The organism is Blautia sp. AF17-9LB (genome assembly GCF_003479185.1).
Taxonomy (GTDB): Bacteria; Bacillota; Clostridia; order Lachnospirales; family Lachnospiraceae; genus Fusicatenibacter; species Fusicatenibacter saccharivorans.
Window position 1 is genome coordinate 375,516 of record NZ_QUGU01000002.1, and the last position, 26,095, is coordinate 401,610.

Genomic DNA, 26,095 nt, shown 5'->3' on the forward strand with positions numbered 1-26,095 from the left:
GGTTAAGGAGCATGATATGGAGCGATTTTACCTGATCACAAACAGAGCAAAAGACCCGGACCTTACCGTGACAGACCAGATCAGGCAATATCTGGAGGAGCGCGGAAAAACGTGTCTTCTCTGCGATAACAGCGAAAAAGGGGAAAAATACCATTATACGGATCCGGCGAAGGTTCCGTCAGATATCGACGGCATTCTGGTGCTCGGTGGTGACGGCACGCTTCTGCAGGCAGCAGGCGACGTGGTGGATTTACAGATTCCACTGCTCGGCATCAATCTGGGAACGCTCGGCTATCTTGCGGAAATCGACCGTGACACGCTTTATCTGGCGCTGGATCATTTGATGGCGGATGAGTATACGATTGAGCACCGCATGATGCTCTGCGGATCGATTTACCGAGACGGAAAGCTGATTGCGGAGGACGCGGCACTCAATGACATTACGATCACCCGTGAGGGAAACCTGCGTGTCGTCCGGTTCGACAATTACGTCAACGGGGAGTTTTTAAATTCCTACAGCGCCGATGGCATCATCATCGCAACGCCGACCGGTTCGACCGGCTACAGCCTCTCCGCGGGCGGCCCGATCATCTCACCGTCAGCCAGCCTGATGCTGATGACACCGCTTGCCCCGCACACCCTGAATACGAGAAGCATTGTCTTTCCGGCAGAGGATGTGATCGAGGTGGAGCTCGGGCCTTCGAGAGACGGCGGCATTGAACAGGGCATGGCATATTTTGACGGCGACACCCGCGTTCCGATGAAAACCGGCGACCGGATCGTGATCAAAAAGGCCAGACGGGATACTCTGATTGTGAAAATCAGCAACATCAGTTTTCTGGAGACATTAAGAAAGAAAATGGCAAACATTTAAGATATAGTTACTGGGGAAGGATGCTTGAAATGAAAATCGCGAGACATGCACAGATTATCAAATTAATTAACCAATATGACATTGAAACACAGGAGGAGCTGGCAAAGAAGCTGGAGGAGAGCGGCTTTGCCGTAACGCAGGCGACGATTTCGAGGGATATCCGCCAGCTGAAGCTCACAAAAGTACCAAAAGAGAACGGCGGAAGCCGCTATGCGGTTCTGCAGAACGCACCGTCCGAGGTTGGGAGCCGCTATGCGCGCGTGTTAAAAGACGCGTTTATTTCTGTTGATCTTGCCAAAAATATTCTGGTCATCAAAACCGTGTCTGGAATGGCGATGGCGGCGGCAGCGGCTTTCGATGAGATGAACTGGAATGAAATTGTCGGCTGCATCGGCGGAGACGATACGATTCTCTGCGTGGCAAGAGACGATGATGCGGCGCTTGTGGCAGCAGAACGACTGAAAAAAATGGTGGACGGCATGGAGGAGACGGGCGAAGAGTTCTAAAGAACGCACGTCTCTGCAAAAAGAGACAAAAAGATGACAGCAGGTGTGACACCGGAGGAAAAGAATGCTCACAAACTTACACGTAAAAAATCTGGCCCTGATCGACGAAGCGGAAGTGGAGTTCGGTCCGGGCCTGAATATACTGACCGGAGAAACCGGAGCCGGAAAATCCATCCTGATCGGTTCGATCAACGCGGCGCTTGGAAAGAAGATATCCCGCGAGATGATCCGGACGGGAGAGACAAGCGCGCTGGTGGAACTGGTCTTTGAAACCGAAAATCCGCATGTGCTGGAGCTGTTAAAAGAGATGGATCTCGAGGCGGAGGAGGGACAGGTGATTATTTCCAGAAAGATCACCGGATCCCGCAGCGTCTGCCGCATCAATGGCGAGGCATGCAATATCTCGCAGGTAAAAGCTCTTGCGTCCCTGCTGCTCGACATCCACGGCCAGCATGAGCACCAGTCGCTGCTCTATCCGGACCGGCAGATCGCGATTCTTGACGCGTTTGCGGGAACCGAGGCGGCCACGGCAAAAGGAGAGGTCCGGGCGCTGTACCAGGAGTGGAAGAATGTCCGAAAGGAGCTCTCGGCGTACGAACTCGACGAGGAGGCAAGAAAGCGGGAGGCAGCATTTCTTACGTTTGAAATCAACGAGATTGATCAGGCAGAGCTAAAAGAGGGCGAGGACGAAGCGTTGGAAACTGCGTACCGGAAAATGGGCCATGCGAAAAAGATCGCGGAATCTCTGCAGACGGTATATGCGATCACCGGCTACGGTGCAGAGAACAGCGCCGGGGAGCAGGTCGGCCGCGCAATCCGGGAGCTGCAGCAGGCCGCGGTGTACGACGATGCACTTTCCGGTCCGTCGCAGACCCTTTCCGATATTGACGGACTGCTGAATGATTTCAACCGCGAAATTTCCGCATATCTTTCCGAACTGACCTTTTCCGAAGAAGAGTATTACGAGACGGAAAAACGGCTCGATGAGATCAACCGCCTGAAAGCAAAGTATGGAAAGACGATGGAAGAGATCGCCGCATACCGCGAAGAACAGCAGAAAAAACTGGAAAAACTGGAAAATTTTGAGAGCTGCCGCGCCGCACTGCAGGAGCAGTTACAGAAAACGGAGCAGAAACTGGATGCGGCCGCACATAATCTGTCCAAAATCCGCAGAAACTATGCAAAACGGCTCGAAACACAGATTATCGAAGGTCTGCGCGACCTGAATTTCCTGCATGTCGCATTTGAAATTTCATTTGAAAAGACAAAAAGCTACACCGAAAACGGAACCGATGCTGTGGAGTTCTTAATCTCCACAAACCCGGGCGAAGCGATCCGTCCGCTGGCGAAAGTTGTTTCCGGCGGTGAATTGTCGCGAATCATGCTTGCAATCAAGACGATTCTTGCCGACCGCGACGAGACAGAAACCCTGATTTTCGATGAAATCGACACCGGAATCAGCGGAAGGACGGCGCAGAAGGTTTCCGAAAAAATGGCACAGATCGGGCAGCGCCATCAGGTCATCTGCATCACCCATCTGCCGCAGATCGCAGCGATGGCAGATTCTCATTTTGAAATCGAAAAAAACGTCGAAGAAAACGAGACCGTCACATCGATCCATCCATTATCCGAGGAAGATTCTGTCAGAGAACTGGCAAGAATGCTTGGCGGCGCGAAAATTACGGATTCTGTTCTGGCAAATGCCAGCGAGATGAAGGAATTGGCACAGGTACAAAAATCTGCAAGACTCAAATAAAGAGAAGTCCGCATACTAAGAGGGAAATCACAAAACAAAGCGTGGTTTCCCTCTTTTTCGCGGGCGGCGAGTCAAAGTCCGTGCCTGCACGAGAACTTGACGACCGCCGCGAAAACAAAGAAATGCCGCAGTTCTGCCCTGCGGCGGAAAGGATGGGAATGCAAATGACGAGAAAACAAAAATACCGAAGAGTCCTGCTTGCGCTGGCGGCGCTGTTTCTGATCCTCGCTGTTCTTCTTGGCTACGATGCCATGCGCGAATCCCTGCCGGATACGATGTATGTGGATGAGAACAGCGAAAGCCCGTTTCAGCCGCTCACGAAACATCCGCTTCTGACAATTTCGGAAGATACGAAGGAAGCAGAAAAAAACGAATTCGGAGAAACGGGTGAAACGGTTGTAGAATGTTCCGCCGCCGGGATCCCGCTGAAAAAGATCCGTGTGATCCAGGAAGAACGGCCGAAAGTTGCCGTCTGCGGCGCGCCGGTCGGTATCTATATGGAGACCGACGGTGTGATGGTGATCCGTACAGCCGAAATCCGTTCGTCCGACGGAACCGTCAGCCGTCCGTCAGAAAATATTCTGCGGGAAGGCGACTATATCACAAAAGTAAACGGACAGAGCATCCGCAGCAAGCAGGAGCTGATTGATGCAGTAAAAGTATCAAACGGTTCCCCGGTGTGTCTTTCCCTGCTTCGGGACGGGGAAACGATCGAGGTGCAGGTGACACCGCAGAAAAGCCAGGACGGCACCTGCCGCCTCGGGGCCTGGGTCCGCGACAATATGCAGGGAATCGGAACACTGACTTTCGTGGAACCGGATGGAACCTTTGCAGCGCTCGGCCATGGAATCAGTGATGTCGATACCGGAAAAATGCTCCAATTGAACGGCGGAGAACTGTATCTGACACAGATTCTGTCTGTGATCCCGGGAAAAGCGGGTGTACCGGGTGAACTGCAGGGTGTGATCCATTACGAAGAAAAGAACCGTATCGGATCAGTGGCGGAGAATACCATCTACGGTATCCACGGCGTTCTGGACAGGGAAAAAAGCAGTGCACTGCCGCTTACCGTGACGGAAATTGCCTATCGGCAGGAGATCGAGACGGGCCCGGCCACCGTGCGGATGTGCGTGGACAATACAGTAGAAGAGTATGAGGCGGAGATTACAGAAATCGATCTTGGAAGCGAGAATACGAACAAAAATTTTGTGCTCGAAATTACCGATCAACGGCTGCTACAGAAAACCGGCGGCATCGTACAGGGAAATTCCGGCTCGCCGGTGCTCCAGAACGGAAGGCTGATCGGCGCCATTACCCATGTTTTCGTAAACCATCCAGAAAAAGGCTACGGTGTCTTTGCGGAAAATATGCTTGCACGGAACTGAAAAATATGCGTTAATTTGGTTGAAATTGTTACAAACTTCCGAATTTTTACGGAAAATGTCGATCGAATTTTCAAAAAATTACGGGAAATATATTGAAAATGCGAAAAAATAAAATTATAATGTCTGTGTGATTGGAAAAAGTTCAGAAGAAAACGGATGCAGTGAAATTCCGGAAAGACTATGAGTTTTTGCAAAGGAGAGCTTTATGGAAAAGATCAACATTGCCATCGCGGATGATAACGAACGCATGCAGGAAATGCTTGGGAACGTCATAAAACAGGATGACACGCTTGAACTGATCGGGCAGACCGGAAACGGAAATGATATCTACAGTATCATCCGCGACAAAGAACCGGACGTCGTACTGCTTGACATTTTCATGCCGAAGATGGATGGTCTGACTGTAATGGAGAAAGTCAATGAGGATAAAAATCTGAAAAAAAGACCTGCCTTTATCGTTGTCTCCGCCGTAGGAGAGGAGAGGATCACCGAAGATGCGTTCCGGCTCGGCGCTTACTATTACGTCTTAAAACCGTTCGACAACGAAACTCTTCTGAACCGGATCAAAGCAACAAAAGGAATGACAGCAGTAAGAAGATACCATCCAAGAAATTTTACAAACCCCGGAAAAGAGCCGATCTGTCCGCCGGAAAACAGTCTGGAAATCGATGTGACAAATATGATCCACGAGATCGGCGTTCCTGCCCATATCAAAGGATACCAGTACCTGCGCGATGCGATTCTGCTTTCCGTAGAGGACACGGAAATGCTCAATTCCATTACCAAGATTCTCTATCCGACCATCGCGAAACGCCACCAGACAACGTCAAGTCGTGTCGAGCGTGCCATCCGCCATGCGATTGAAGTGGCCTGGAGCCGCGGCAAAATGGACACAATCGACGAGCTGTTCGGCTATACCGTGAACAACCGCAAGGGTAAACCGACAAATTCTGAATTTATTGCATTAATTGCAGATAAAATACGTCTTGAACTGAAAAATCAGTAAAAAGTAACAAAAAAATCCGAACAAACGGAGAAATTACAGAAGTTTAGACTTTTTTTTCTGGACAAAGTACGGTATAATACAGACAGGACGTTGATTATCCTTTCGCGTTTCATAGGATCGTGACAAAAAGGAAGGAATTACAGAAAAACAAAGATGCGATAATCAGCATGAAATTACAGGAGGATTCTTTTCATGAAAAATATTTTGTTCGTGGCTTCAGAGTGTGTACCGTTCATCAAAACAGGCGGTCTGGCGGATGTAGTAGGTTCTCTGCCGAAATACTTCCCGAAAGAGTATTTTGATGTGCGCGTGGTGATTCCAAAATACGCAGGAATCAAAGAACAGTTTAGAAATCAGATGCAGTATGTGACAAACTTCTACATGGATCTGAACTGGAGACAGCAGTATGTCGGCATTTTCGAGATGGAATATGAAGGCATCAAATTCTACTTTATCGACAACGAGGAGCATTTCGGAGGAAGCACTCCATATGCGGGCATGCCGTGGGATCTGGAAAAATTTGCTTACTTCAGTAAAGCAGCGCTTTCCATTTTACCGACCATCGGCTTCCGCCCGGATCTCATCCACTGCCACGACTGGCAGACCGGTCTCGTTCCGGTTTACCTGCACGAGCGTTTCCAGGCAGATGAATTCTATCGGGGAATCAAAACCGTCATGACGATCCACAACCTGAAATTCCAGGGCATCTGGGACCGCAAGACGATTCAGAGCATTACCGGCCTTTCCGACTACTACTTCACACCGGATAAGCTGGAGTTCAAACACGATGCCAGCTACTTGAAGGGCGGTCTGGTTTACGCAGATGCGATCACCACCGTCAGCAATACATACGCGCAGGAGATTCAGACCCCGTTCTATGGCGAAGGACTCGACGGTCTGATGTGTGCAAGAGCAAACGATCTGCGCGGTATTGTAAACGGACTCGACTACAATGAGTGGAACCCGGAGACAGACGCTCAGATTGCAAAGAATTTCAATGTAAAGAACTTCCGTAAAGAGAAAGTGAAAAATAAACTGGCACTGCAGGAGGAGTTAGGACTCGAGGTCAATCCGAAGACGATGATGATCGGTATCGTATCCCGGCTGACCGATCAGAAGGGCTTCGACCTCATCAGCTATATGATGGATGAGATGTGCCAGGATGCCGTACAGTTTGTGATCCTTGGAACCGGCGAGGAGCGCTACGAGAACATGTTCCGCCACTTCGCATGGAAATACGACAAGAAGGTTTCGGCAAACATCTACTATTCCGATGCAATGTCACACAAGATCTATGCATCCTGCGATGCCTTCTTGCTGCCGTCCCTGTTTGAGCCATGCGGACTCTCCCAGCTCATGAGCCTCCGCTACGGAACCCTTCCGATCGTCCGCGAGACCGGCGGCCTCAAAGACACCGTAGAGCCGTACAATGAGTACGAGGGAACAGGAACTGGATTCAGCTTCACAAACTACAATGCGCATGAGATGATGGGTACCGTGCGGTACGCAGAGCGCATCTATTACGACAAAAAACGCGAGTGGAACAAGATGATCGACCGCGCAATGGTACAGGATTTCTCCTGGGCGAATTCCGCAAAACAGTACGAGGAAATGTACAACTGGCTGATCGGATAAGCTGGTCTGCATTCTGAAAAATAAGAAAAAAATCCCGAAATGGCAGAAGAGGAAAGAAAAGCCGTTTCGGGATTTTTTTGCAGTATTTTTGGGTTGCAGCAGGAGAGTGGAATATGCTACACTTGTGCATAAGGATATATTCGAAGCAGCTCCGGTGCAGAGGATTTGGGAGCTGAAAAAAGACACAAGAAAAACAGTTGACAACAAAGCAGATTTGTAATAGTATGGATACAGAAGCGAACGGACGTTCGCGTGGTAAGGAGAATATTCAGTATGGGAAATAATAACGAAGATAAACTGCGTGCACTCGATGCCGCACTTGGACAGATTGAAAAACAGTACGGAAAAGGAGCTGTCATGAAGCTCGGAGATTCCGCAGCAAACATGAACGTGGAAACCATCCCGACCGGCTCTTTAAGCCTGGATATCGCACTCGGTCTTGGCGGTGTGCCGAAGGGAAGAATTATTGAGGTATATGGACCGGAGTCTTCCGGTAAAACAACCGTAGCGCTCCACATGGTAGCCGAAGTACAGAAACGCGGCGGAATCGCCGGCTTCATCGATGCAGAGCATGCGCTCGATCCGGCCTATGCCAAAAACATCGGTGTTGATATTGAAAACCTTTATATCTCACAGCCGGACAACGGCGAGCAGGCACTTGAGATCACCGAGACGATGGTCCGTTCCGGTGCGGTAGACATCATCATCGTGGACTCTGTTGCAGCCCTCGTTCCAAAAGCCGAGATCGACGGCGACATGGGAGATTCCCACGTCGGACTGCAGGCGCGTCTGATGTCTCAGGCACTCCGGAAACTGACTGCAGCGATCAGCAAATCCAATTGTATTGTTATCTTTATCAACCAGCTGCGTGAAAAAGTCGGTGTCATGTTCGGAAATCCGGAGACCACAACCGGCGGTCGTGCACTGAAATTCTATTCTTCCATCCGTCTCGATGTCAGAAGAATTGAAGCCTTAAAGCAGGGCGGAGAGATGGTCGGAAACCGTACCAGAATCAAAGTCGTGAAAAACAAAGTAGCTCCGCCGTTCCGCGAGGCAGAATTTGATATCATGTTCGGAAAAGGAATCTCCAAAGAAGGAGACGTTCTGGATCTGGCAGCTTCCGTCGGCATCGTACAGAAGAGCGGCGCATGGTTCGCATACGGCGGCGACAAGATCGGCCAGGGACGCGAAAATGCGAAAGCATACCTGCGCGAGCATCCGGAAATCATGGATGAGATCGAGCACAAAGTGCGCGTGGCTTACGGCCTGATCAAGGAAGAAGCGCCGGAAGGCACAGAAGAAACAGCAGCAGTTCCGGAAACCGAAGGAGACGACGAATAAATGTTTGTGACAGAGATTCGTCCTCTGAATAAAAAGAAATCACGGATCCTCTTCGATGACGGAGAGGATCTGGTTCTTTATAACGGGGAAATCCGCGCTTCCCGCATCAAAGAGCAGGAGGAGCTTCCCGATGAGGTTTACGAAAAGCTGGCAGGGGAAGTGCTGACTAAAAGGGCCAAACACCGCGCGATGTATCTGCTGCTCAGACAGATGCGGACGAAAAAAGAGCTGGAAGATAAGTTACGAAAAGACGGCTATCCCGAGAGAGCCATTGAAGAGGCTGTCTCGTACGTGGAGAGCTTTCACTATATCGACGACCGCGCATACGTGGAGCAGTATCTTGCGGGCAGCGGTGCGAAAAAAGGGAAAAAGGCAGTCCTCTATGCGCTGGCACAGAAAGGCGTGGACCGGGAACTGGTGGAATCCGTCCTGGAAGAGCAGGAGGATGCCCGCGATGAGTATGAACTTGCAAAAAGTGCCGCCTTCGCAAAGCTCGGCACGCCGCACCGGCTGGATGAAAAAGAGTACCGCCGTGCCGCCGGTTTTCTGACGCGGAAGGGATTCGGCAGTTCCGAAATCCGTCGGGCACTGGAAGAATACCAAGATTCCGCTGACGAAGAATCCTGAATATTCCCGGCGATTCCGCCACATGCCGCGAAATTATGTGCAATAAATTACATGAATATTTTTAAAACATTGACAAATTTGTGAAAACAGTATAAAATTGTAGTGTTGTAAATGTGCAATGAAAACTAAATAAGGAGGTGCTCCGGTAATGGGTACAGGTATTACAATTCTGCTGGTATTCATTGCTGTAGTAGTCACGCTGCTTATTGCGGTTCCTGTTACCAGGAAAATTGCTGTGGACAATAAAATCAAGCAGGATGCTGAGAAAATTGGCACAGCGGAAGAAAAGGCGAGAAACATCATAGATGAAGCACTGAAAACTGCCGAAACTAAGAAACGGGAAGCCCTGCTGGAGGCGAAGGAGGAGTCTCTTCGTACGAAGAATGAAGTAGAAAAAGAGACCCGAGAGCGCAGAGCGGAACTGCAGAAATATGAGAAGCGCGTTTTATCGAAAGAAGAATCTGTAGATAAAAAAGCGGACGTATTGGAGCGTCGTGAAAACGAAATTGCAGCAAAAGAGGCAAGCGTCAGAAAGAAAGAAAAGGAAGTAGACGGTCTACACGAAAAAGGAGTACAGGAACTGGAAAGAATTTCCGGTTTTACCTCCGAGGAAGCAAAAGAGTATCTGTTAAAATCTGTGGAAGACGAAGTAAAAATCGACACAGCAAAGCTCTACAAAGAGCTGGAGAGCAGAGCAAAAGAGGAAGCAGGCCGTAAGGCAAAAGAGTATGTGGTAACAGCTATTCAGAAATGTGCTGTCGATCACGTATCCGAGAGTACCATCTCCGTGGTACAGCTTCCGAGCGATGAAATGAAAGGCCGCATCATCGGCCGTGAAGGACGAAACATCCGTACACTCGAAACCATGACAGGCGTTGACCTGATCATCGACGATACACCGGAAGCAGTCGTTCTTTCCTCATTCGATCCGATTCGCCGTGAGGTGGCAAGAATTGCTCTGGAAAAACTGATCGTAGACGGAAGAATCCATCCGGCCCGCATCGAAGAGATGGTAGAAAAGGCCCGCAAAGAAGTAGAACAGAATATTCGCGAGGAAGGCGAGGCAGCCGCACTGGAAGTCGGTGTACACGGACTTCATCCGGAGCTGATCCGTCTCCTTGGAAGAATGAAATTCCGTTCCAGCTACGGACAGAATGCATTAAAGCATTCGATCGAGGTAGCACAGCTTTCCGGTCTCCTCGCAGGAGAGGTAGGATGCGATGTCCGCATGGCAAAACGTGCCGGACTGCTTCATGATATCGGTAAATCCATCGACCATGAGGTAGAAGGATCTCACATTCAGATCGGTGCAGATCTCTGCAAAAAGTACAAAGAATCTCAGATTGTGATCAACACAGTAGAATCACATCACGGGGATGTAGAGCCCCAGTCTCTGATTGCATGTATCGTTCAGGCAGCGGATGCAATTTCCGCAGCAAGACCGGGTGCAAGAAGAGAAACACTCGAAACATATACCAACAGATTAAAACAGTTGGAAGACATCACGAATTCGTTCAAGGGTGTCGAAAAATCTTTTGCTATTCAGGCTGGTAGAGAAGTCCGCATCATGGTTGTTCCTGAGCAGGTATCCGATTCTGAAATGGTACTGCTCGCAAGGGATATCTCGAAACAGATCGAAGCTGAACTGGAATACCCGGGACAGATCAAGGTCAATGTTATCCGCGAGAGCCGTGTAACGGATTACGCGAAATAAAAGACTTTCTACGAAACAATTTAATAACGAAATCAAAAAGAGGCTGTGGACATGAGCAATCATGTTCCACAGCCTTTTCAGTGTGTATAAGAACAGTAAGTTTCAAAAGAATTTATACGTGCCGTATCCGGTTCGAGCGCATTTTCTGAGGTGTAGAGCCATACAGCTTTTTGAAGGTCCGCATAAAAATTTTGTAATTCGACAGCCCGTTTTTCTCCATCAGTACCGTGATCGTTTCGTCGGAATTCTGTAAATCTTCGTACAGGTGCATCGTGCGCACATCGTTCAGATATTCGAGAAAGGTCTGTCCGGTATACTTTTTAAAGAGCCGGCAGAAATACTCTTTCGAGAGCGCCAGGGAATCCGCGGCTGTTTCGAGGCTTAACGGTTCCGGGTAATGCACTTTCACCCAGTTCATAACGTGTGTCACGCGCTGCAGATCGCGCTGTGAACCCGTGAGGGATGCCGAAGGGATCTGGTGGGAATACGACCGGCAGAGATGGTACAGAAATTCGTACAGTCGTGAGGTAAAGAGAAGCTGGTATGAATCGGAAGGATTCTGCCGGATCTCGTTCATCTCCGAGAGCAGTGCGCGGAGCGGAGCCGGCTGTTCCGAGCAGGGAATGATCGTGTCGAAACGCATCGTATCAAAGTCCGGCAGATATTGGCGCATCTGGCTTGCGGAAATCTGCAGCAGAAGATATGTACAGGTGTTGGAGCGCGTCATATGGAGGTCGCCGGAGTTGATGATAATCAGATCGCCCTCGTTTAACCGATACTCCGTTGCCTGGACAATCGCGGAAAACTGTCCCCTGATCAGATAGAGAATTTCCACATATTCGTGCCAGTGCGCCGGAAAAACAAAAGCGGGCGCATCCTGCAGCTCAAAACGGACGTGCAGCAGATCGGTTTCGTGTATTGTTTCGTAAAAGCAGGATTCCATAAGTACCTCCAGGATGTGATAGAAATATACGTCAATTATAATCAAAAAAGATAAGAATATTGTACCAGAAATTGGGCGAAATATCAATATCAACCAGAGAAAGGACAAGAAAGGAACTAGAAGTTACACGAAAAAGGGAAGATAATGGAGACATTAGCACGAAACAAAGTTTGGGAGGAACAAAGACATGAAAGCAAAGGTAAGAACCTTTAACGGAACTACATCTCCGGAAGTAACCCAGCGTGAAACAGATCACCGCAAACTTGCCCGCGAGGCAGCAGCAGAGGGATTCGTTCTTCTGGAAAACAAAGATCATTTCCTGCCGCTGGCAAAGGGCAGCAAGGTAGGTCTTTACGGAGCAGGTGCGATCCGCACCATCAAAGGAGGCACCGGTTCCGGCGATGTCAATGAGCGTGACAGCGTTAATATTTTCCAGGGCATGAAAAATGCAGGCTACGACGTAACAAGCAGTGAATGGCTGGAGGATTACGATAAACTCTACGTACAGGCAAGACTGGACTGGAAAAATGAGATTTTCACAAAATTGAATGGAGACGACACAAAATTCTTTGATGCTTACTCTGCAACCCCGTTCTTTATGCCATCCGGAAACCCAATCGATGAAGAGAAAGCAGCAGCCGACGGTGCAGACACCGCATTCTTCGTTCTGGCACGTATCGCAGGAGAGAACAAAGACCGTTTTGATACGGAGGGTGACTACTTCATCTCCAAAGAAGAGAAAGCTATTCTGGCACAGGTTTCCAGATGCTATAAAAACGTTGTTCTTGTTATCAACACCGGCGGCCTGATGGATCTGGCATTCGTAGAAGAATTTGACAATATCCGCTCTATTTTACAGTACGTACAGGCAGGCCAGGAAGGCGGAAATGCATTTGCTGATGTTGTAAGCGGCGATGTAACCCCATCCGGAAAAATGACAGATACCTGGGCAAAAGATTACTATGATTATCCGGGTGCAGAGGTTTACAGCTACAAGAGCGGCGACCTCATGAAAGAAAAATACGAAGAGGGTATCTTCGTTGGATACCGTTACTTCGATACCTTTGAAGTACCAGTCCGTTACTCCTTCGGTTACGGTATGTCCTACACCGATTTCGAGATCAGAACCGATGACATCAAAGTAAGCGGCCGCGGTATGATGAATCCGAAAGTAAGCGTGACTGTTACCGTTACCAACACCGGCGATACTTATGCAGGAAAAGAAGTTGTACAGATCTATGCTTCCTGCCCGCAGGGCAGACTGGTGAAAGAGTTCCGCCGTCTGGCAGGCTTTGGAAAAACAAAACTGCTGGCTCCGAAGGAATCCCAGACCATGACCATCACCTTCCCGCTGTATCAGCTGACTTCCTATGAGGAGGAAAGCGCATCCTGGATTCTGGAGCCGGGCATGTATGGTATCTGGATTGGAAATGATCTGAATACATCTGTTCTCTCCGGCGCGCTGGAGCTGGACGAGAAAGCAGTCATGACAGCGTGTGAAAATATCTGCCCGCTGAAAGAGGAATTGAATGAGATTGTTCCTGATGCAGAAAAAGTTCAGGCAAGAGAGGCTGCATGGCAGAAGGAAGTAAAAGAAAAGAGAATGAGCGTGATCGAGCTCAAAGCATCTGAGATCCCAACTGAGAAAGTAGATTACCAGCCGGTACCGGAAGAGCTTCCTGGAAAAGCAGGAAAGATTGTGGAATCCCTTTCTGTGGATCAGCTGGCACTCCTTGCAACCGGTGATCCGGGAAGAGCACAGGGCAACGCGCTTGGCTCCGCAGGAATTTCTGTTCCGGGAGCAGCAGCAGAGACATCCCCGTGTGCTTCGGAGGAGCCGTGGAATGTAACCACGATTGCTCTGGTCGACGGACCTGCAGGTCTTCGTCTGAAGAGAGAATACCAGGTAGACAACGGAGAGATCGTAGCGAGCGATTTTCTGGCGGCACTGGAAGGCGGATTCTTCAGCAAACCGCAGGAAAAACGCGGAACAACCTATTATCAGTTCTGTACCGCAATCCCGGTCGGAACACTTCTGGCACAGAGCTGGGATGTAGAACTCATCAAGAGAGTCGGCGAAATGATCGGCCATGAGATGGAACTGTTCAACGTAACACTGTGGCTGGCACCTGGTATGAACATCCACAGAAATCCGCTCTGCGGAAGAAACTTTGAATACTATTCCGAGGATCCGCTGCTTGCCGGTATGATGGCGGCTGCTATGACGCTCGGTGTACAGAAGGTACCGGGCTGCGGAACCACGATCAAACACTTCGCATGCAACAATCAGGAGGATAACCGTATGGGCTCCGATTCCATCCTGTCCGAGCGTGCACTGCGTGAGATCTATCTGAAAGGCTTTGAAATCGCAGTCAAAGATGCACAGCCGATGTCCATTATGACATCTTACAACCTGATCAATGGTGTGCACGCTGCAAACTGCTACGATACCTGCACGAAAGCAGCGAGAGATGAGTGGGGATTTGCAGGAGCTATCATGACCGACTGGACAACCACCAACGTACAGATCCAGGGCGAGTGTACGGCAGCGGGCTGCATGAGAGCCGGAAATGACATGGTAATGCCGGGTCTGCCGGAGGATCACGAGAACATCAAAAAAGAACTTGCAGATGGAACTCTGACGATGGCAGAACTGAAACGCTGCATCTATAACACGGTAAATATCGTACTGCAGTCCAATATGTACGAGGGCGCAGTCAGCTACCTTGATCAGTTCGATGATCTGGATACCTATCTTACCGTGAAATAGGGAATTTGCAGATAGCTGTTTTTAAAGAAGAATGAGCGGATTACGAATGAGACGCAAACATTATCTTATGGGGATATACAAAAAAGCAGGGTTTGAAATTGACAGAATTTCCGGTGCGTGAAACATTTGGGGGACCCTGAAAAGAAAAAAGAAGTGCCATTTGCAGATGGGGGTCTGCAAAGTCGGCACTTCTTTTTTTTGCGTTGCTTTTGGAATCCTTCATGTATATCATCCAGAGATCCGGAATACATTGACAGTAAGGCAGAAAATAAGGAGGCGCAAAAAGCAAATGAGAGAACGGGATGAGAATGCATATATTCGTTTTTTTGCCCTCTGGTTTGCGGCCGGTATGACCCTCGGTGTACTGCTGCTGCTTACGGCATCCCACACGGGAATGAAGGAGGGAAATAGCGTCCGCCTCTTTCAGGCGGAGGCGTTTTTGGGAAGAAAAATTTCCGCAAAGGCCTGCTTTTCCTATCTTCTAAAGGTACGGTTAGCACCGGCATTTGCGGGACTTCTCTTTGGATTGACGGCAATCGGTGCGTATTTTGCCACTGCTGCCGTTTGGGCATATGGTTTTCTGTGTGGCGTCTTTCTCTCGGCTGCCTATCTGCAGAACGGAATGGCAGGTCTTTTATTCTTTTTTCTGGCTCTTTTTCCGCAGATTTTCCTCTACCTTGCCGCGTTATTTCTGATGGCTGCTGCGTGCAGCCGGATGGCAGAGACGAATCACCTTGCCGGCGGCATACAGAAAAAGGAATATTTTTGCTTTGGCGTGCGCTACTTCTTTGCACTGATCCTGCTTCTGTGGGGTATTCTGCTTGAGAGTTATGTCAATCCGTGGTTTCTTGCGAAAATCCTGTAAAAACGGTCGGAAAAGGGAATTGCATTTTTGAAAAAACGTGTATATAATTAAAAGCATTGTTACCCTTTATCGGGCAGTGAGAGGGAGAAAAAAGCAAAAAGGAAAAAAGCTATGCAGGAAACGATACAGTCATTTACGGACTATCTACAGACGGAAAAGAAAGCGTCAAAAAATACAGAAGTCTCCTATCAGCGCGATCTTCGAAAGCTGGCAGTTTTTTTGAAGGAGCACGGAATAGAAAAACCGGAGCAGATGAATGCAACGGTTTTAAATTCTTATTTATTATATCTGGAGCGGGAACACTTCTCCCCGGCAACGATCTCGCGCAGCATTGCGGCGATTCATATGTTTTGCCAATATGCATGTCAGGAGGGAAAAATGGTATCTGACCCGTCGAAAGCGTTGCAGCCACCGAGGGTTGAGCGGAAAATGCCGGAGATCCTTTCCATCGCAGAGGTCGATCTGCTGCTTCGCCAGCCCAAAACCGACACGCCAAAGGGTATCCGCGACAAAGCAATGCTGGAAATGCTGTATGCGACCGGTATCCGTGTCAGTGAGTTGATCCATTTGAAAACACAGGATGTCAATCTTATGATGGGCTATATCACCTGCCGCGATGAAAAGGAGCGGATCGTTCCGTTCGGCGGACCGGCGAAAAAGGCGTTGGAGCAGTATCTGGGGAGTGCGCGCGCAGCCCTGATGCATGGACGGGAGGATGATGTATTGTTTGTCAACTGCTCCGGAGGTCCGATGAGTCGTCAGGGATTCTGGAAAATTCTGAAATCCTATGCGAAATCCGCAGGCATTACGGCGGATATTACGCCGCATACCCTGCGTCATTCGTTTGCAACCCATCTGCTGCAAAACGGTGCGGACTTAAAGAGTGTCCAGGAGATGATGGGACACGCCGATATTTCGACGACGCAGATGTATCTCCACCTTGGTGTGAATAAGATCCGGGATGTGTACCGGAAGGCACATCCGAGAAAGTAGCAGATTGAACAAAAAAAAGAAATGGAAAAAGCGTATTTGGCAAAACTTGAATGAAAAGATTTGCCAAATACGCTTAATTTTTTGAGATTATGCAGATTAGAATGTGCCAGGAAACAGCAGTTTTGATTCACAAGCTACAAAATCTGTGTTATACTGAAAAACAGGTTTTACATTTAAGTATGATATAAGCAAAGGGGTATCACAACATGAAACTGATTGTGGTAGAAGATGAAAAGATTATTCGAACTGGCCTTTTAAAGCACGTTCCGTGGCAGCGCCTTGGTGTTTCGGAAGTTGAAGCGGCCGCGAACGGAGAGGAAGCATTGGCGAAAACGGAAAATTTCCGGCCGGATATCGTTCTTTCGGATATTCGCATGCCGGGCATGAGCGGTGTGGATCTGTGCCGAAAATTAAGAGAAAAATTCCCGGAGATCGAGATTATCTTTTCGACGGGCTATGCAGATAAAGAATATCTGAAAGCAGCAATCGATTTGCATGCAGTCGGATACGTGGAAAAACCGGTTAATGTGAAGCTGCTCTCGGAAAACGTCGAGGAAGCAGTGCAGCGTGTGAGAGAGCGCAGAAAAAGCGAACGCGCGAAACTTCGAAACTATCTTTTGGAGGTGGATACCGATGTTTCACTGGAACAGGCGGAGGGAGCCTATTTTCGCATTGTCATGATCCATTTTGACAGTGAAGGCTGTGGAGCCGGATTCTTACCGGAATTTGAAAAAATGGCCAAGGAAGCACTGCGACCATATCAGATTTCGATAACAATGACACTTTTTGATCCATTCTGTCTGATTTTGCTCCTTGGAAGTGAAAAAGAAAAACGTTGGAAAGAAATGGAACCGATTTTAGTTGAGACGTTGAAGAGCTGTACACAGGACGGTTCGATTTCGGGCTGCTTTTTATCGCATGGAAGAAGAGGCAGCTGTCAGAAAGACATCTTATTGTCTTATCGTCAGGCAAAGGAAGCGGGAAAAGCTCTTTCGTGGCTTGGATGGGGAAAAAGTGTCTGCTACGATGACATTCCGCCAGAGAAGCCGTGGATGGATGACGCCAAGAAACAGAGGGATGAATTTTATCAACTCCTTATAGACAACAATGAAAAAGGTGCCTGCCTTTTTCAGGAAGAATTGTATGAAAAACTGGTTAGCCATCATCTGTGTATGAGTTCTGACATACGGTACCATTATTGTGTGATGCGTGATATGCTGGAAAAAGCAGCAGAATATCGATATCCCGGTATGCTGGAAAAGCCGTGGGAACAGAGAGGAACCGATTTCTTTATGCAGGCAGAAACGTTTGCGGAAATGAAAGAGGAGATGATACGCAGAATCGAGCAGCTTTTTGAAAAACAGAATGGAAAAACGAATACGCATAAAACGGAGAACCGTTATAATGTGAGCCGTATCACGGAATATATTCAGGAACATTATGCAGATCAGGATCTTTCTATTGGAACACTCGCTGAGCTTGTTTATCTGACACCGACGTATCTTTCTACCGTGTTTAAAAAACAAACGGGGCTTACAATTGGACAGTACCTGCTGGAAGTGCGTGTAGAGAATGCGAAACAGAAAATGCGTGATCCGCAGCTGAAATTCTATCAGGTATCTGAAATGGTGGGTTATGAGGATGCCAATTATTTTGCGAAAATCTTTAAAAAGAAGACGGGGGTTACCCCGACAGAGTATAAGGAGAGCCTGCAGATGCGATGAAAAATCCATTACAGAAATTGTCAATGCATAAGAGAATGATGTTGTATTTCTCCGTTCCGCTGATTCTGGTGCAGATTTTACTCTGCTTTTTATGTTATCCGCAGGTGGTGCGCCATTATCGTGAAAAAACAGATTACTCAATGGAACAGTCGGTAAGCCAGGCGATTTCTTTTACGGAGAGTTATCTGCGGAATATGACGTATCTGGCGAATATGGTGGAGGACAATGGGGTAATTCAGAATACACTGTCAGCGGATGGCTTTGGAGAAGAAAGACCATACATGGAGCAGTGGCTGGAATACTATGAGCTGAATAAAGAATTTAATTCCTACGAGATTTCGAACTCGATCTATCGTTTCTGCCTGTACGTGCCGGATGAGGTGATGTATGCGGGAAATCAATATTATTTCGATGGAGTATCAAGGCTTAAGGAACGCAGCGATTACGTTGATCTGCGGTATGCTCTGAACACGGGAGAAGATTACGTTGCAATCAGTCGTGAGAGAGACGGTGTGGATCAGCAGGATACCTCGCAGATGGTTACCCTGTATCACCGGATTGCATCCAAAAAAGAAAAAGAAGAGGAACTTGGTATCTGCAGCATCAGTGTTTCTGCGAAATATTTCCAGGATATTATGAAAAATGCCAATATCACATCAGAAGGTCTTGTTTATCTGATGAGTGAAAACGGCAGGATGATTACCAGCTCTAACAGCAGTATTCTTCAAAAAATGCAGAAAAAAGGAATACTTTTAAACTATGGCGCGGAGCTTTTTATGGAAAAAAAGAAGGAGGGACAGAAGGAATATTACATTACCCGGCAAAATGTGGACGGTGCATCCTGGCAGATGATCTTGATAATTCCCGAAAATGAATATGAGGATCAGTACAGGTTTCTGTGGCTCTCAGCGGCTCTGATGCTTGGAAGTATGATTGCCGTTATTGTATTGATGTCATATCTTCTTTCCGGTTACTACGTTGGAAGACTGAAAAAGCTGAATGTGGAAATGACGGGTCTGGAAAGCGGAAATCTGAACGCAAATCTGCCAATCACAACCGAGGAAGATGAAATTGAGGAAATTTATCACAATTTTAACGGTATGGTGCAGGAAGTCCAGCGGCTGATGCAGGAGCATTATCAACTTGGTAAGGAAGTTAAAATGGCAGAGGTACGGGCACTGCAGGCGCAGATCAACCCACATTTTCTCTACAATACGCTGGATCTGATTAACTGGATTTCCATGGACTACGGTGCAGAGGAGATCGGAACGCTGACGTGGAATCTGGCCCGGTTCTATCGGTTGAGTCTGAATCATGGAAAGAGCCTGATTTCCATCGGGGAAGAAGTCGAGCATGTTGAGGTTTATGTCAATATCGAAAATTATCACTTTGATAACGCCATTTCTCTCGAGGTAGATGTACCGGAAGAACTGAAGAGCTATGCATGTCTCAATATTATTCTCCAGCCATTTGTGGAAAATGCGATCGTCCATGGGATTGCGGAGAAACCGGATATTGAAAGCTGTGAGATCCGGATCTGCGCGAGAAGAGAGGAACAGGATATTGTTTTTTCTGTGCAGGATGACGGACCCGGTGTCGATGTGAAAGAGATGCAGAAAGAGACACAGCAGGACATCCGGACAGCACAGCATGGCTATGGTGTGCGGAACATCAACTTTCGCCTGAAGCTCTGCTTCGGTGAAAAGTATGGTGTTACGTATCTGGAAAGTGAAAAAGGAACGCATGTTGAGATCAAAATTCCGGTTATGACAATGGCAGAAGCGGAAGAGAAGATCTGAAAAGAAAGAGAGAGGAAAAACTCTCTTTCTTTTTGTATAAAAATTGTGAAAATGAGCGGAGAGATGTGGAAAGTACGCTGACAAATTGACAAGAAACAGGAAGAAAAACAAGATTTTTCCTGTGCAAGATCACAAAAATCATAAGAAATTACTAGAAATCGAAGTTTTGTTGGGTACAAAATAGCTAAATCCTTCGGTATAATAGGGTCATCAGTTGAGAACAAGCCCAAGACAAAGCGATGCGTGGAGGGTCTTGGGAGCACTCTTGTACAGGCCGGCAGTTGCATACAGTGCAGGAACGATGAAAAAGAAAGGAAGTCAACAAATGGGAAAGCATGTGAAAAGTTTTGTAGCAGAAGTAAAGAAAAACAGAGCCCTTTTTGTTATGGCGATGCCTGCATTTTTGCTGGTATTGATTATGCAGTACCTTCCGATGTCCGGACTGGTGCTTGCATTTAAGAACTATCGATATGATCTTGGCGTATTCGGAAGTGAATGGAATGGATTTGCAAACTTCGAATACCTGTTCTCATCCGGAACCGGATGGCTGATTACGAGAAACACAGTTGTGTACAACCTGTTAAACCTGGTTACTTCACAGCTTCTTGCGGTATTGATCGCAATTTTTATTTCTGAGATCAACAAAAAAATCTTTAAAAAAGTGACACAGTCAATCATTTTCTTACCGTACTTCATCTCCTGGGTTATCGTTGGAGTTTTTGTTTACAATATCTTCAACTATGAAACCGGTATCCTGAACAGTATCGTAACCTTCTTTGGAGGGGAGAAGATCAATATGTACGATGCATCCAAAGCCGGTATATGGCCATGGATCATCTGTCTGTTCAACTCATGGAAATGGTGTGGATATAACTCCGTTATTTACATCGCAGCAATTACCGGTGTCGATGCTGAGATTCACGAAGCAGCTTCCATCGACGGTGCAAATATTTTTGAGAGAATCCGTTTCATCACTCTTCCGAGCATTCTTCCGACCATTATCACCATGCTTCTTCTGCAGGTTGGCCGAATTCTCCGTGGTGATTTCGAGATGTTCTATCAGATCGTTGGAAACAACGGACAGCTCTTCAACAAGACCGATGTTATTGATACCTATGTATTCCGTTCCCTGATTCAGAACTCCAACCTCGGTATGACAGCGGCAGCATCTTTCTATCAGTCCGTCATCTGCTTTGCGACTATTCTGATCGTAAACGCAATCGTAAAACATGTAGAAGAAGATCTTGCACTGTTCTAAGACAGAAAAAAGGAGGAATTAGTTATGCAAGCTGTTGCAAAATCACAGAAAATCAAGAAAAGTACTTCTACAAAAGTATTTTATGTCATCTGTTACACCTTTGTTGCGCTGATGGCTCTGGTATGTTTACTGCCGTTTATTATGGTGGTTTCCGGTTCGTTTTCATCTGAGCAGGCGATTCGGTTTCAGGGTTATGGCATTCTCCCAAGAGAATTTACCACAGCCGCTTACGCACTGATCTTCAAGAGCCCGATGACCGTTGTCCGTGCTTACGGGGTATCTATTTTTATCACCCTCGCCGGAACTGCAGTAGGACTTCTGCTTACGACAATGACCGCTTACGTGATCAGCCGTAAAGATTTCAAGTACAGAAATGCTCTGTCCTTCTTCTTCTACTTTACGACCCTGTTTAACGGCGGTATGGTTTGCTCCTATATTTTCTACATCCAGTATCTGCACTTAAAAGACAGCTACCTTGCCCTGATCTTACCGGGTGTGTTCAATGTCTTCTACCTGTTGATCATGAGAACCTTCGTATCCGCAATTCCGACCGCACTGATCGAATCTGCGAAGATTGACGGCGCAGGCGAGTTTAAAACATTTTTCAGCATCATCCTTCCGCTTCTGAAATCCGGAATGGCAACCATCGGTCTGTTCCTTGCGCTTGGTTACTGGAATGACTGGTACAATGCAATGCTGTATATGAATACAGAAACAAAATATCCGCTGCAGTACATGCTGTATGCCCTGATGCAGAAAACGCAGGCAATGTCCCAGATGGCAAGCTCTGCAAACATTCCGCTGCAGGATATGCCATCCAACTCCCTGAAGCTGGCCATGGCAGTTGTGGCAACCGGCCCGATCATTCTGGTTTACCCGTTTATACAGAAATATTTTGTAAAAGGTGTTACAATCGGTTCCGTCAAAGGCTGATGGAACGATTAGATAAAGGCAACGAAAAAGGAGGAAAAAGAAATGCAAAACAAAAAATTAAGAAAAGCACTTGCTGTATCCATGGCAATCGCCATGACCGGAGGCCTGCTTGCAGGCTGCGGAAGCAACAATTCCAGCTCTTCCAATGGTGGAGCTGCAAAGAGCGGATCTACATCATCCGCAAGCGGTGAGCTTGACACATCCGAGTTTGTGGAGCTTTCCATGTATGTCATCAGTGACCGTCCGGCAGGACAGGATGCAATCGACGAGAATCTGAACAAACTCTTAAAAGAGAAACTGAACTGCTCTTTGAAAATCAACTGGATCGGCTGGGCGGAGTACGCAAACAAATATCCGTTGCTGTTCTCTTCGGGAGAAGAGTTTGATATGGCATACAGTGCATCCTGGCTGAACTTTGCATCTCTGGCGCAGAAGGGTGCCTTCAAGAGCCTTGATGAGCTCTGGCCAACCTACGCACCGAAGAACTTTGCAGCACAGTCTGAGGAAGCAAAACAGCAGGCAACAGTAAATGGAAGCTATTATTGTGTTCCTTCCCTGCTGTCTACCTACAATTCATATGGTCCTATCTATCGTGGTGACCTGGTAGAGGGAACCGAATGGGACGGAAAGATGGAGACCTTTGAAGATATTGAAGAGTACTGCGATATCATCAAAGAAACGCATCCGGAAATGGAGTGCATCGATCTGTACTCTACAGCACCGGAAATCTTCTTCATGTATATGGAAAATCAGGGACTGGCAGCCTTCAACGGAATCCGTTATCTGTGGTATGATCCAAATGCAGAAAATCCAACTGTTATGACTTCCTATGAGCTGGAGAAAACACCGGAATTCCTGGAAATGATGGCAAGATGGAATGAGAAAGGATTTTATTCAAAATCTGCTCTGTCAGACACGGACAGCACGAAATTTCAGAATGGTAAAGCAGCTCTGAAGATCCATAACATTGATTCCTATGTGGGACAGGCAATTCTTCATCCGGAATACGATATTCACTATTCTAACATGGTAAAAGATGTTGCACATCTTCCATATACGCAGGACTGTATGGTAATCTCCAATACTTCCAAGAATCCGGAGAGAGCAATGGCACTGTGGGATCTGATCACCAATGATCAGGAAGTATACGATGCATTCTACTACGGCATTGAAGGAACTTCTTATGAGCTGAACGATGAAGGACAGTTCAAGGTTCTGGATACGGACAACTATGGAACGAGCGCAATGTGGTCTGCAAGAAGTGATGCTCTGAACCGTCAGGCGATCGGTACTCCGGACGATTATAAGACTAACATTGATGAGTTTGAGTCCCACATCGTTTCTGGACAGGGAAATGAGAAATTCACAGGATTTGTACTGGATACCTCTTCCTTCGAGACCCAGCTTGCTGCATGCAACAATGTACAGCAGCAGTACTGGTGGCCGCTTGAGCTCGGATACACAGATGCAGAATCTGGTTTGGCTGATTATCAGTCCCAGATGGAAGCAGCAGGAATCGAGACCATGAAAGAGGCAGCTCAGAAACAGCTTGACGCTTACGTAGCAGGCCTGAAATAAAACGAATTTCCGAAAGGGAAACGCAAAGACTATATAACTTCTGCCGCAGGCAGAACAGACGGACAAAAAGCAGGTACTGGAGCAGAACATATCGTGGGGGTATGCGTGCGGTGCCTGCTTTTTCCGAAAACAGCCATCATGTATGGGAGGGAACAAAACTATGATAAAAGAACCAATGGTAATGGAAATTGCGAAAAACACCTACGCCATCAACGAATTCGGTCTGTCCGCGTGTTATTTTCTGGTCGGAGAGGAGCGTGCGCTTTTGATTGACACCGCATGCGGCCTTTCTGATCTGAAAGGCATCGCGGCAAGCTTGACGGACAAGCCGTACGACGTTGTCCTGACGCACGGCCATCTCGATCATGTCGGCGGAATCGGTGCGTTTACGGATGTCTATCTTGGCGAGGCAGATTTTGCTATGACACGGAACCTGAACGCAGAACAGCTGCGCGGCTTTGCTGATGAAATTGGAAGAAACGGCGGCTATCAGGCATATGAGTATGATCTCAACAAAATTCAGCCGTTCGAAATGCCGACATTCCATGCCCTGCACGAGGGCGATGTTTTCGAACTGGGAAACCGCCGCGTCGAGTGCATCGAGGTGGCCGGCCACACGCCGGGCGGCATCTGTTTTCTTGATGAAGCGACGAAAATCCTGTTCTCCGGCGATGCCTGCAACCAGAATCTTCTTGTCCTCGGCTGCAGCGTGAGAAAAACGCTGGAAGGGCTGTATCACCTGAAAACATACGAAACCCGCTATGAGAGATCCTACAGCGGGCACATCGGTTTCGGCGGCATGCAGGGCTATTTCAGCCAGCCAGAGACGATTCTCGATGACTGCATCAAAACCGCCGAGCAGATTCTGTCCGGCGAAGCAGAAGGAAAAACCGCACCGCGGGAAGGCATGCTCTATGCCGAACACGGAACCGCAAGACTCAGTTATTACCCGGACTGCCTGGAAAAGGATCCGGAGCGATAAAATGATCTGCAAAAAGCAGAGAAAAGGAGAAGAAAACTTATGGCAAAAGTAACATTACACGCAACCATCTTTGGGGAAGATGGCATCAAAACAAGAGACTATGAAACTGCACTGATCCCGGACGCGAAAAATCAGGAAATGCAGGTCATCAACCTGTACCCGGACAAGACGTATCAGAAAATTGAGGGATTTGGCGCCGCACTCACCGAGTCCGCAGGCTATGCACTGTCCCGCATGAGTGAGGAAAACCGTAAGAAAGTAGTAGAAGCGTATTATGGAAAAGACGGCATTGGCTATACGATCGGCCGGATTCACATGGACAGCTGTGACTTCTCCATCGGCAATTACTGCGCAGTCGAAAACCCGGACGATCCGGAATTCAGGGATTTTAGCCTGGAAAGAGATGCAAAATACGTGCAGCCGCTCGTAAAAGCTGTTTCCAAAACTCTTGGCAAACCGGTCTCACTGCTGCTTTCCCCGTGGTCCCCGCCAGCCTTCCTGAAAGAGACCGGCGTGAGAAACGGCGGCGGCCACCTGAAAAAAGAAAGCTATCCGGATTACGCAAATTATATTGCAAAATACATCACCGAGTACGAAAAACTCGGCCTGCCGATTTCCTGGATGACGGTACAGAATGAGCCGCTGGCTGTTCAGACCTGGGATTCCTGCGAATATACGGCAGAAGAGGAAAAAGAATTCCTGCGTGACTATCTGTACCCGACCTTAAAAGAAAAAGGCCTTGATCACGTAAAACTGTACATCTGGGACCACAACAAAGAGAGAACGTACGAGAGAACCCGCGACATTGTGGATGAGACAACGAAAGATATGATTGCTGGTGTTGCATACCACTGGTATTCAGGCGATCATTTTGACACCCTCTCGATGGTAAGAGAAGATTACCCGGATCTGATGCTGATGCACAGTGAGGGCTGCGTAGAGCTGGCACGGTACGGTGCGGCTGCCGGAAACTCTCTGCGCCATGCAAAACAGTATGCGCACGACATCATCGGCGATCTGAACCATGGCATGAATTACTGGATTGACTGGAACCTCGTGCTTGATGAGATCGGCGGCCCGAACCACGTGGACAACTTCTGCGGCGCACCGATCATTTGCGACGGAACGACCGACACAATCGAAGTAAAACCGATGTTCCACGCGATCGCCCACTTCTCAAAATACATCAAACCGGGCGCCGTCCGCATCGCAAGCTCCACGTATTCGCCGGATCTTGAGGTTACAGCAGCGAAAAACCCGGATGGAACGATTGCACTCGTTGTATTAAATACGTCAGAAGAGACGAAAGTAGTCAATCTCCGCATGAACGGAACCACAACCCGCCTGACCTTCTGGGGCAATAGCATTGCAACGGTATTGATTTAACAACCTTATCATAACAAAAG

Annotated in this window: 20 protein-coding genes; 19 read left to right on the forward strand and 1 reads right to left on the reverse strand. The window is 47.9% G+C overall.

The annotated features are described in order from the left end of the window. Positions 1-16: 16 nt before the first annotated feature. The 9 genes from DWX00_RS04060 (at position 17) to rny (ending at position 10,844) form a co-directional block, all read left to right on the forward strand. Entirely contained in the window at positions 17-874 is an 858-nt protein-coding gene (locus tag DWX00_RS04060; RefSeq protein ID WP_055218241.1) for an NAD(+)/NADH kinase, read from the forward strand. Positions 875-903: 29 nt separating this feature from the next. Next, positions 904-1,380, forward strand: coding sequence for an arginine repressor (argR, locus tag DWX00_RS04065; RefSeq protein ID WP_055218239.1), 477 nt, complete (start codon positions 904-906; stop codon positions 1,378-1,380). A 64-nt stretch (positions 1,381-1,444) separates the two neighbouring features. Beyond that, positions 1,445-3,136 carry a DNA repair protein RecN gene (gene recN / locus DWX00_RS04070; RefSeq protein WP_117509106.1) on the forward strand — a complete coding sequence of 564 codons (1,692 nt, stop codon included), beginning with the start codon at positions 1,445-1,447 and terminating at the stop codon, positions 3,134-3,136. A 164-nt stretch (positions 3,137-3,300) separates the two neighbouring features. After that, entirely contained in the window at positions 3,301-4,521 is a 1,221-nt protein-coding gene (gene spoIVB, locus DWX00_RS04075) for a SpoIVB peptidase (RefSeq protein ID WP_158554956.1), read from the forward strand. A 205-nt stretch (positions 4,522-4,726) separates the two neighbouring features. Next, complete coding sequence (gene spo0A, locus DWX00_RS04080; protein WP_055218233.1) at positions 4,727-5,527, forward strand: sporulation transcription factor Spo0A; 801 nt, start codon at positions 4,727-4,729, stop codon at positions 5,525-5,527. Positions 5,528-5,719: 192 nt separating this feature from the next. Continuing rightward, positions 5,720-7,162 carry a glycogen synthase GlgA gene (glgA, locus tag DWX00_RS04085; RefSeq protein WP_118594696.1) on the forward strand — a complete coding sequence of 481 codons (1,443 nt, stop codon included), beginning with the start codon at positions 5,720-5,722 and terminating at the stop codon, positions 7,160-7,162. 273 nt (positions 7,163-7,435) lie between these two features. Beyond that, a complete protein-coding gene (recA, locus tag DWX00_RS04090; RefSeq protein WP_022463338.1) occupies positions 7,436-8,503 on the forward strand; it encodes a recombinase RecA in 1,068 nt (355 codons plus the stop codon). Further along, positions 8,504-9,130, forward strand: a complete 627-nt coding sequence (locus tag DWX00_RS04095; RefSeq protein ID WP_117760399.1) for a regulatory protein RecX — start codon at positions 8,504-8,506, stop codon at positions 9,128-9,130. It abuts the gene before it with no gap. A 148-nt stretch (positions 9,131-9,278) separates the two neighbouring features. Continuing rightward, entirely contained in the window at positions 9,279-10,844 is a 1,566-nt protein-coding gene (rny, locus tag DWX00_RS04100) for a ribonuclease Y (protein ID WP_022463336.1), read from the forward strand. Positions 10,845-10,956: 112 nt separating this feature from the next. Here the strand turns inward: rny and DWX00_RS04105 are convergent, their stop codons facing one another. Next, on the reverse strand, positions 10,957-11,787 hold the full coding sequence (locus tag DWX00_RS04105) for an AraC family transcriptional regulator (RefSeq protein ID WP_055267029.1): 831 nt from the start codon (positions 11,785-11,787) through the stop codon (positions 10,957-10,959). Positions 11,788-11,974: 187 nt separating this feature from the next. Here DWX00_RS04105 and DWX00_RS04110 point away from each other — a divergent pair, with 187 nt between their 5' ends. From DWX00_RS04110 to DWX00_RS04155, 10 genes are all read left to right on the forward strand, one after another. Continuing rightward, positions 11,975-14,557 (forward strand): glycoside hydrolase family 3 protein, encoded by a 2,583-nt coding sequence (locus DWX00_RS04110; protein ID WP_118594697.1) that lies wholly within the window; start codon positions 11,975-11,977, stop codon positions 14,555-14,557. Positions 14,558-14,846: 289 nt separating this feature from the next. After that, positions 14,847-15,422: a stage II sporulation protein M gene (locus DWX00_RS04115; RefSeq protein ID WP_117814068.1), complete on the forward strand. Its 576-nt coding sequence runs from the start codon at positions 14,847-14,849 to the stop codon at positions 15,420-15,422. A 111-nt stretch (positions 15,423-15,533) separates the two neighbouring features. Continuing rightward, positions 15,534-16,415: a site-specific tyrosine recombinase XerD gene (gene xerD, locus DWX00_RS04120; RefSeq protein WP_118594699.1), complete on the forward strand. Its 882-nt coding sequence runs from the start codon at positions 15,534-15,536 to the stop codon at positions 16,413-16,415. A 206-nt stretch (positions 16,416-16,621) separates the two neighbouring features. Next, a complete protein-coding gene (locus tag DWX00_RS04125; protein WP_117509100.1) occupies positions 16,622-18,139 on the forward strand; it encodes a response regulator transcription factor in 1,518 nt (505 codons plus the stop codon). Continuing rightward, entirely contained in the window at positions 18,136-19,938 is a 1,803-nt protein-coding gene (locus DWX00_RS04130; protein ID WP_117760396.1) for a sensor histidine kinase, read from the forward strand. Before DWX00_RS04125 ends, DWX00_RS04130 begins: the two co-directional genes overlap by 4 nt. A gap of 325 nt (positions 19,939-20,263) precedes the next feature. Beyond that, positions 20,264-21,196: an ABC transporter permease gene (locus tag DWX00_RS04135; RefSeq protein WP_117509098.1), complete on the forward strand. Its 933-nt coding sequence runs from the start codon at positions 20,264-20,266 to the stop codon at positions 21,194-21,196. A gap of 24 nt (positions 21,197-21,220) precedes the next feature. Beyond that, complete coding sequence (locus DWX00_RS04140) at positions 21,221-22,129, forward strand: carbohydrate ABC transporter permease (RefSeq protein ID WP_117509097.1); 909 nt, start codon at positions 21,221-21,223, stop codon at positions 22,127-22,129. 42 nt (positions 22,130-22,171) lie between these two features. Beyond that, positions 22,172-23,707, forward strand: a complete 1,536-nt coding sequence (locus DWX00_RS04145) for an ABC transporter substrate-binding protein (RefSeq protein WP_117509096.1) — start codon at positions 22,172-22,174, stop codon at positions 23,705-23,707. A 160-nt stretch (positions 23,708-23,867) separates the two neighbouring features. Next, positions 23,868-24,689, forward strand: a complete 822-nt coding sequence (locus tag DWX00_RS04150) for an MBL fold metallo-hydrolase (RefSeq protein WP_158554955.1) — start codon at positions 23,868-23,870, stop codon at positions 24,687-24,689. Positions 24,690-24,728: 39 nt separating this feature from the next. Beyond that, complete coding sequence (locus tag DWX00_RS04155) at positions 24,729-26,075, forward strand: glycoside hydrolase family 30 protein (RefSeq protein WP_117509094.1); 1,347 nt, start codon at positions 24,729-24,731, stop codon at positions 26,073-26,075. Positions 26,076-26,095: the final 20 nt, after the last annotated feature.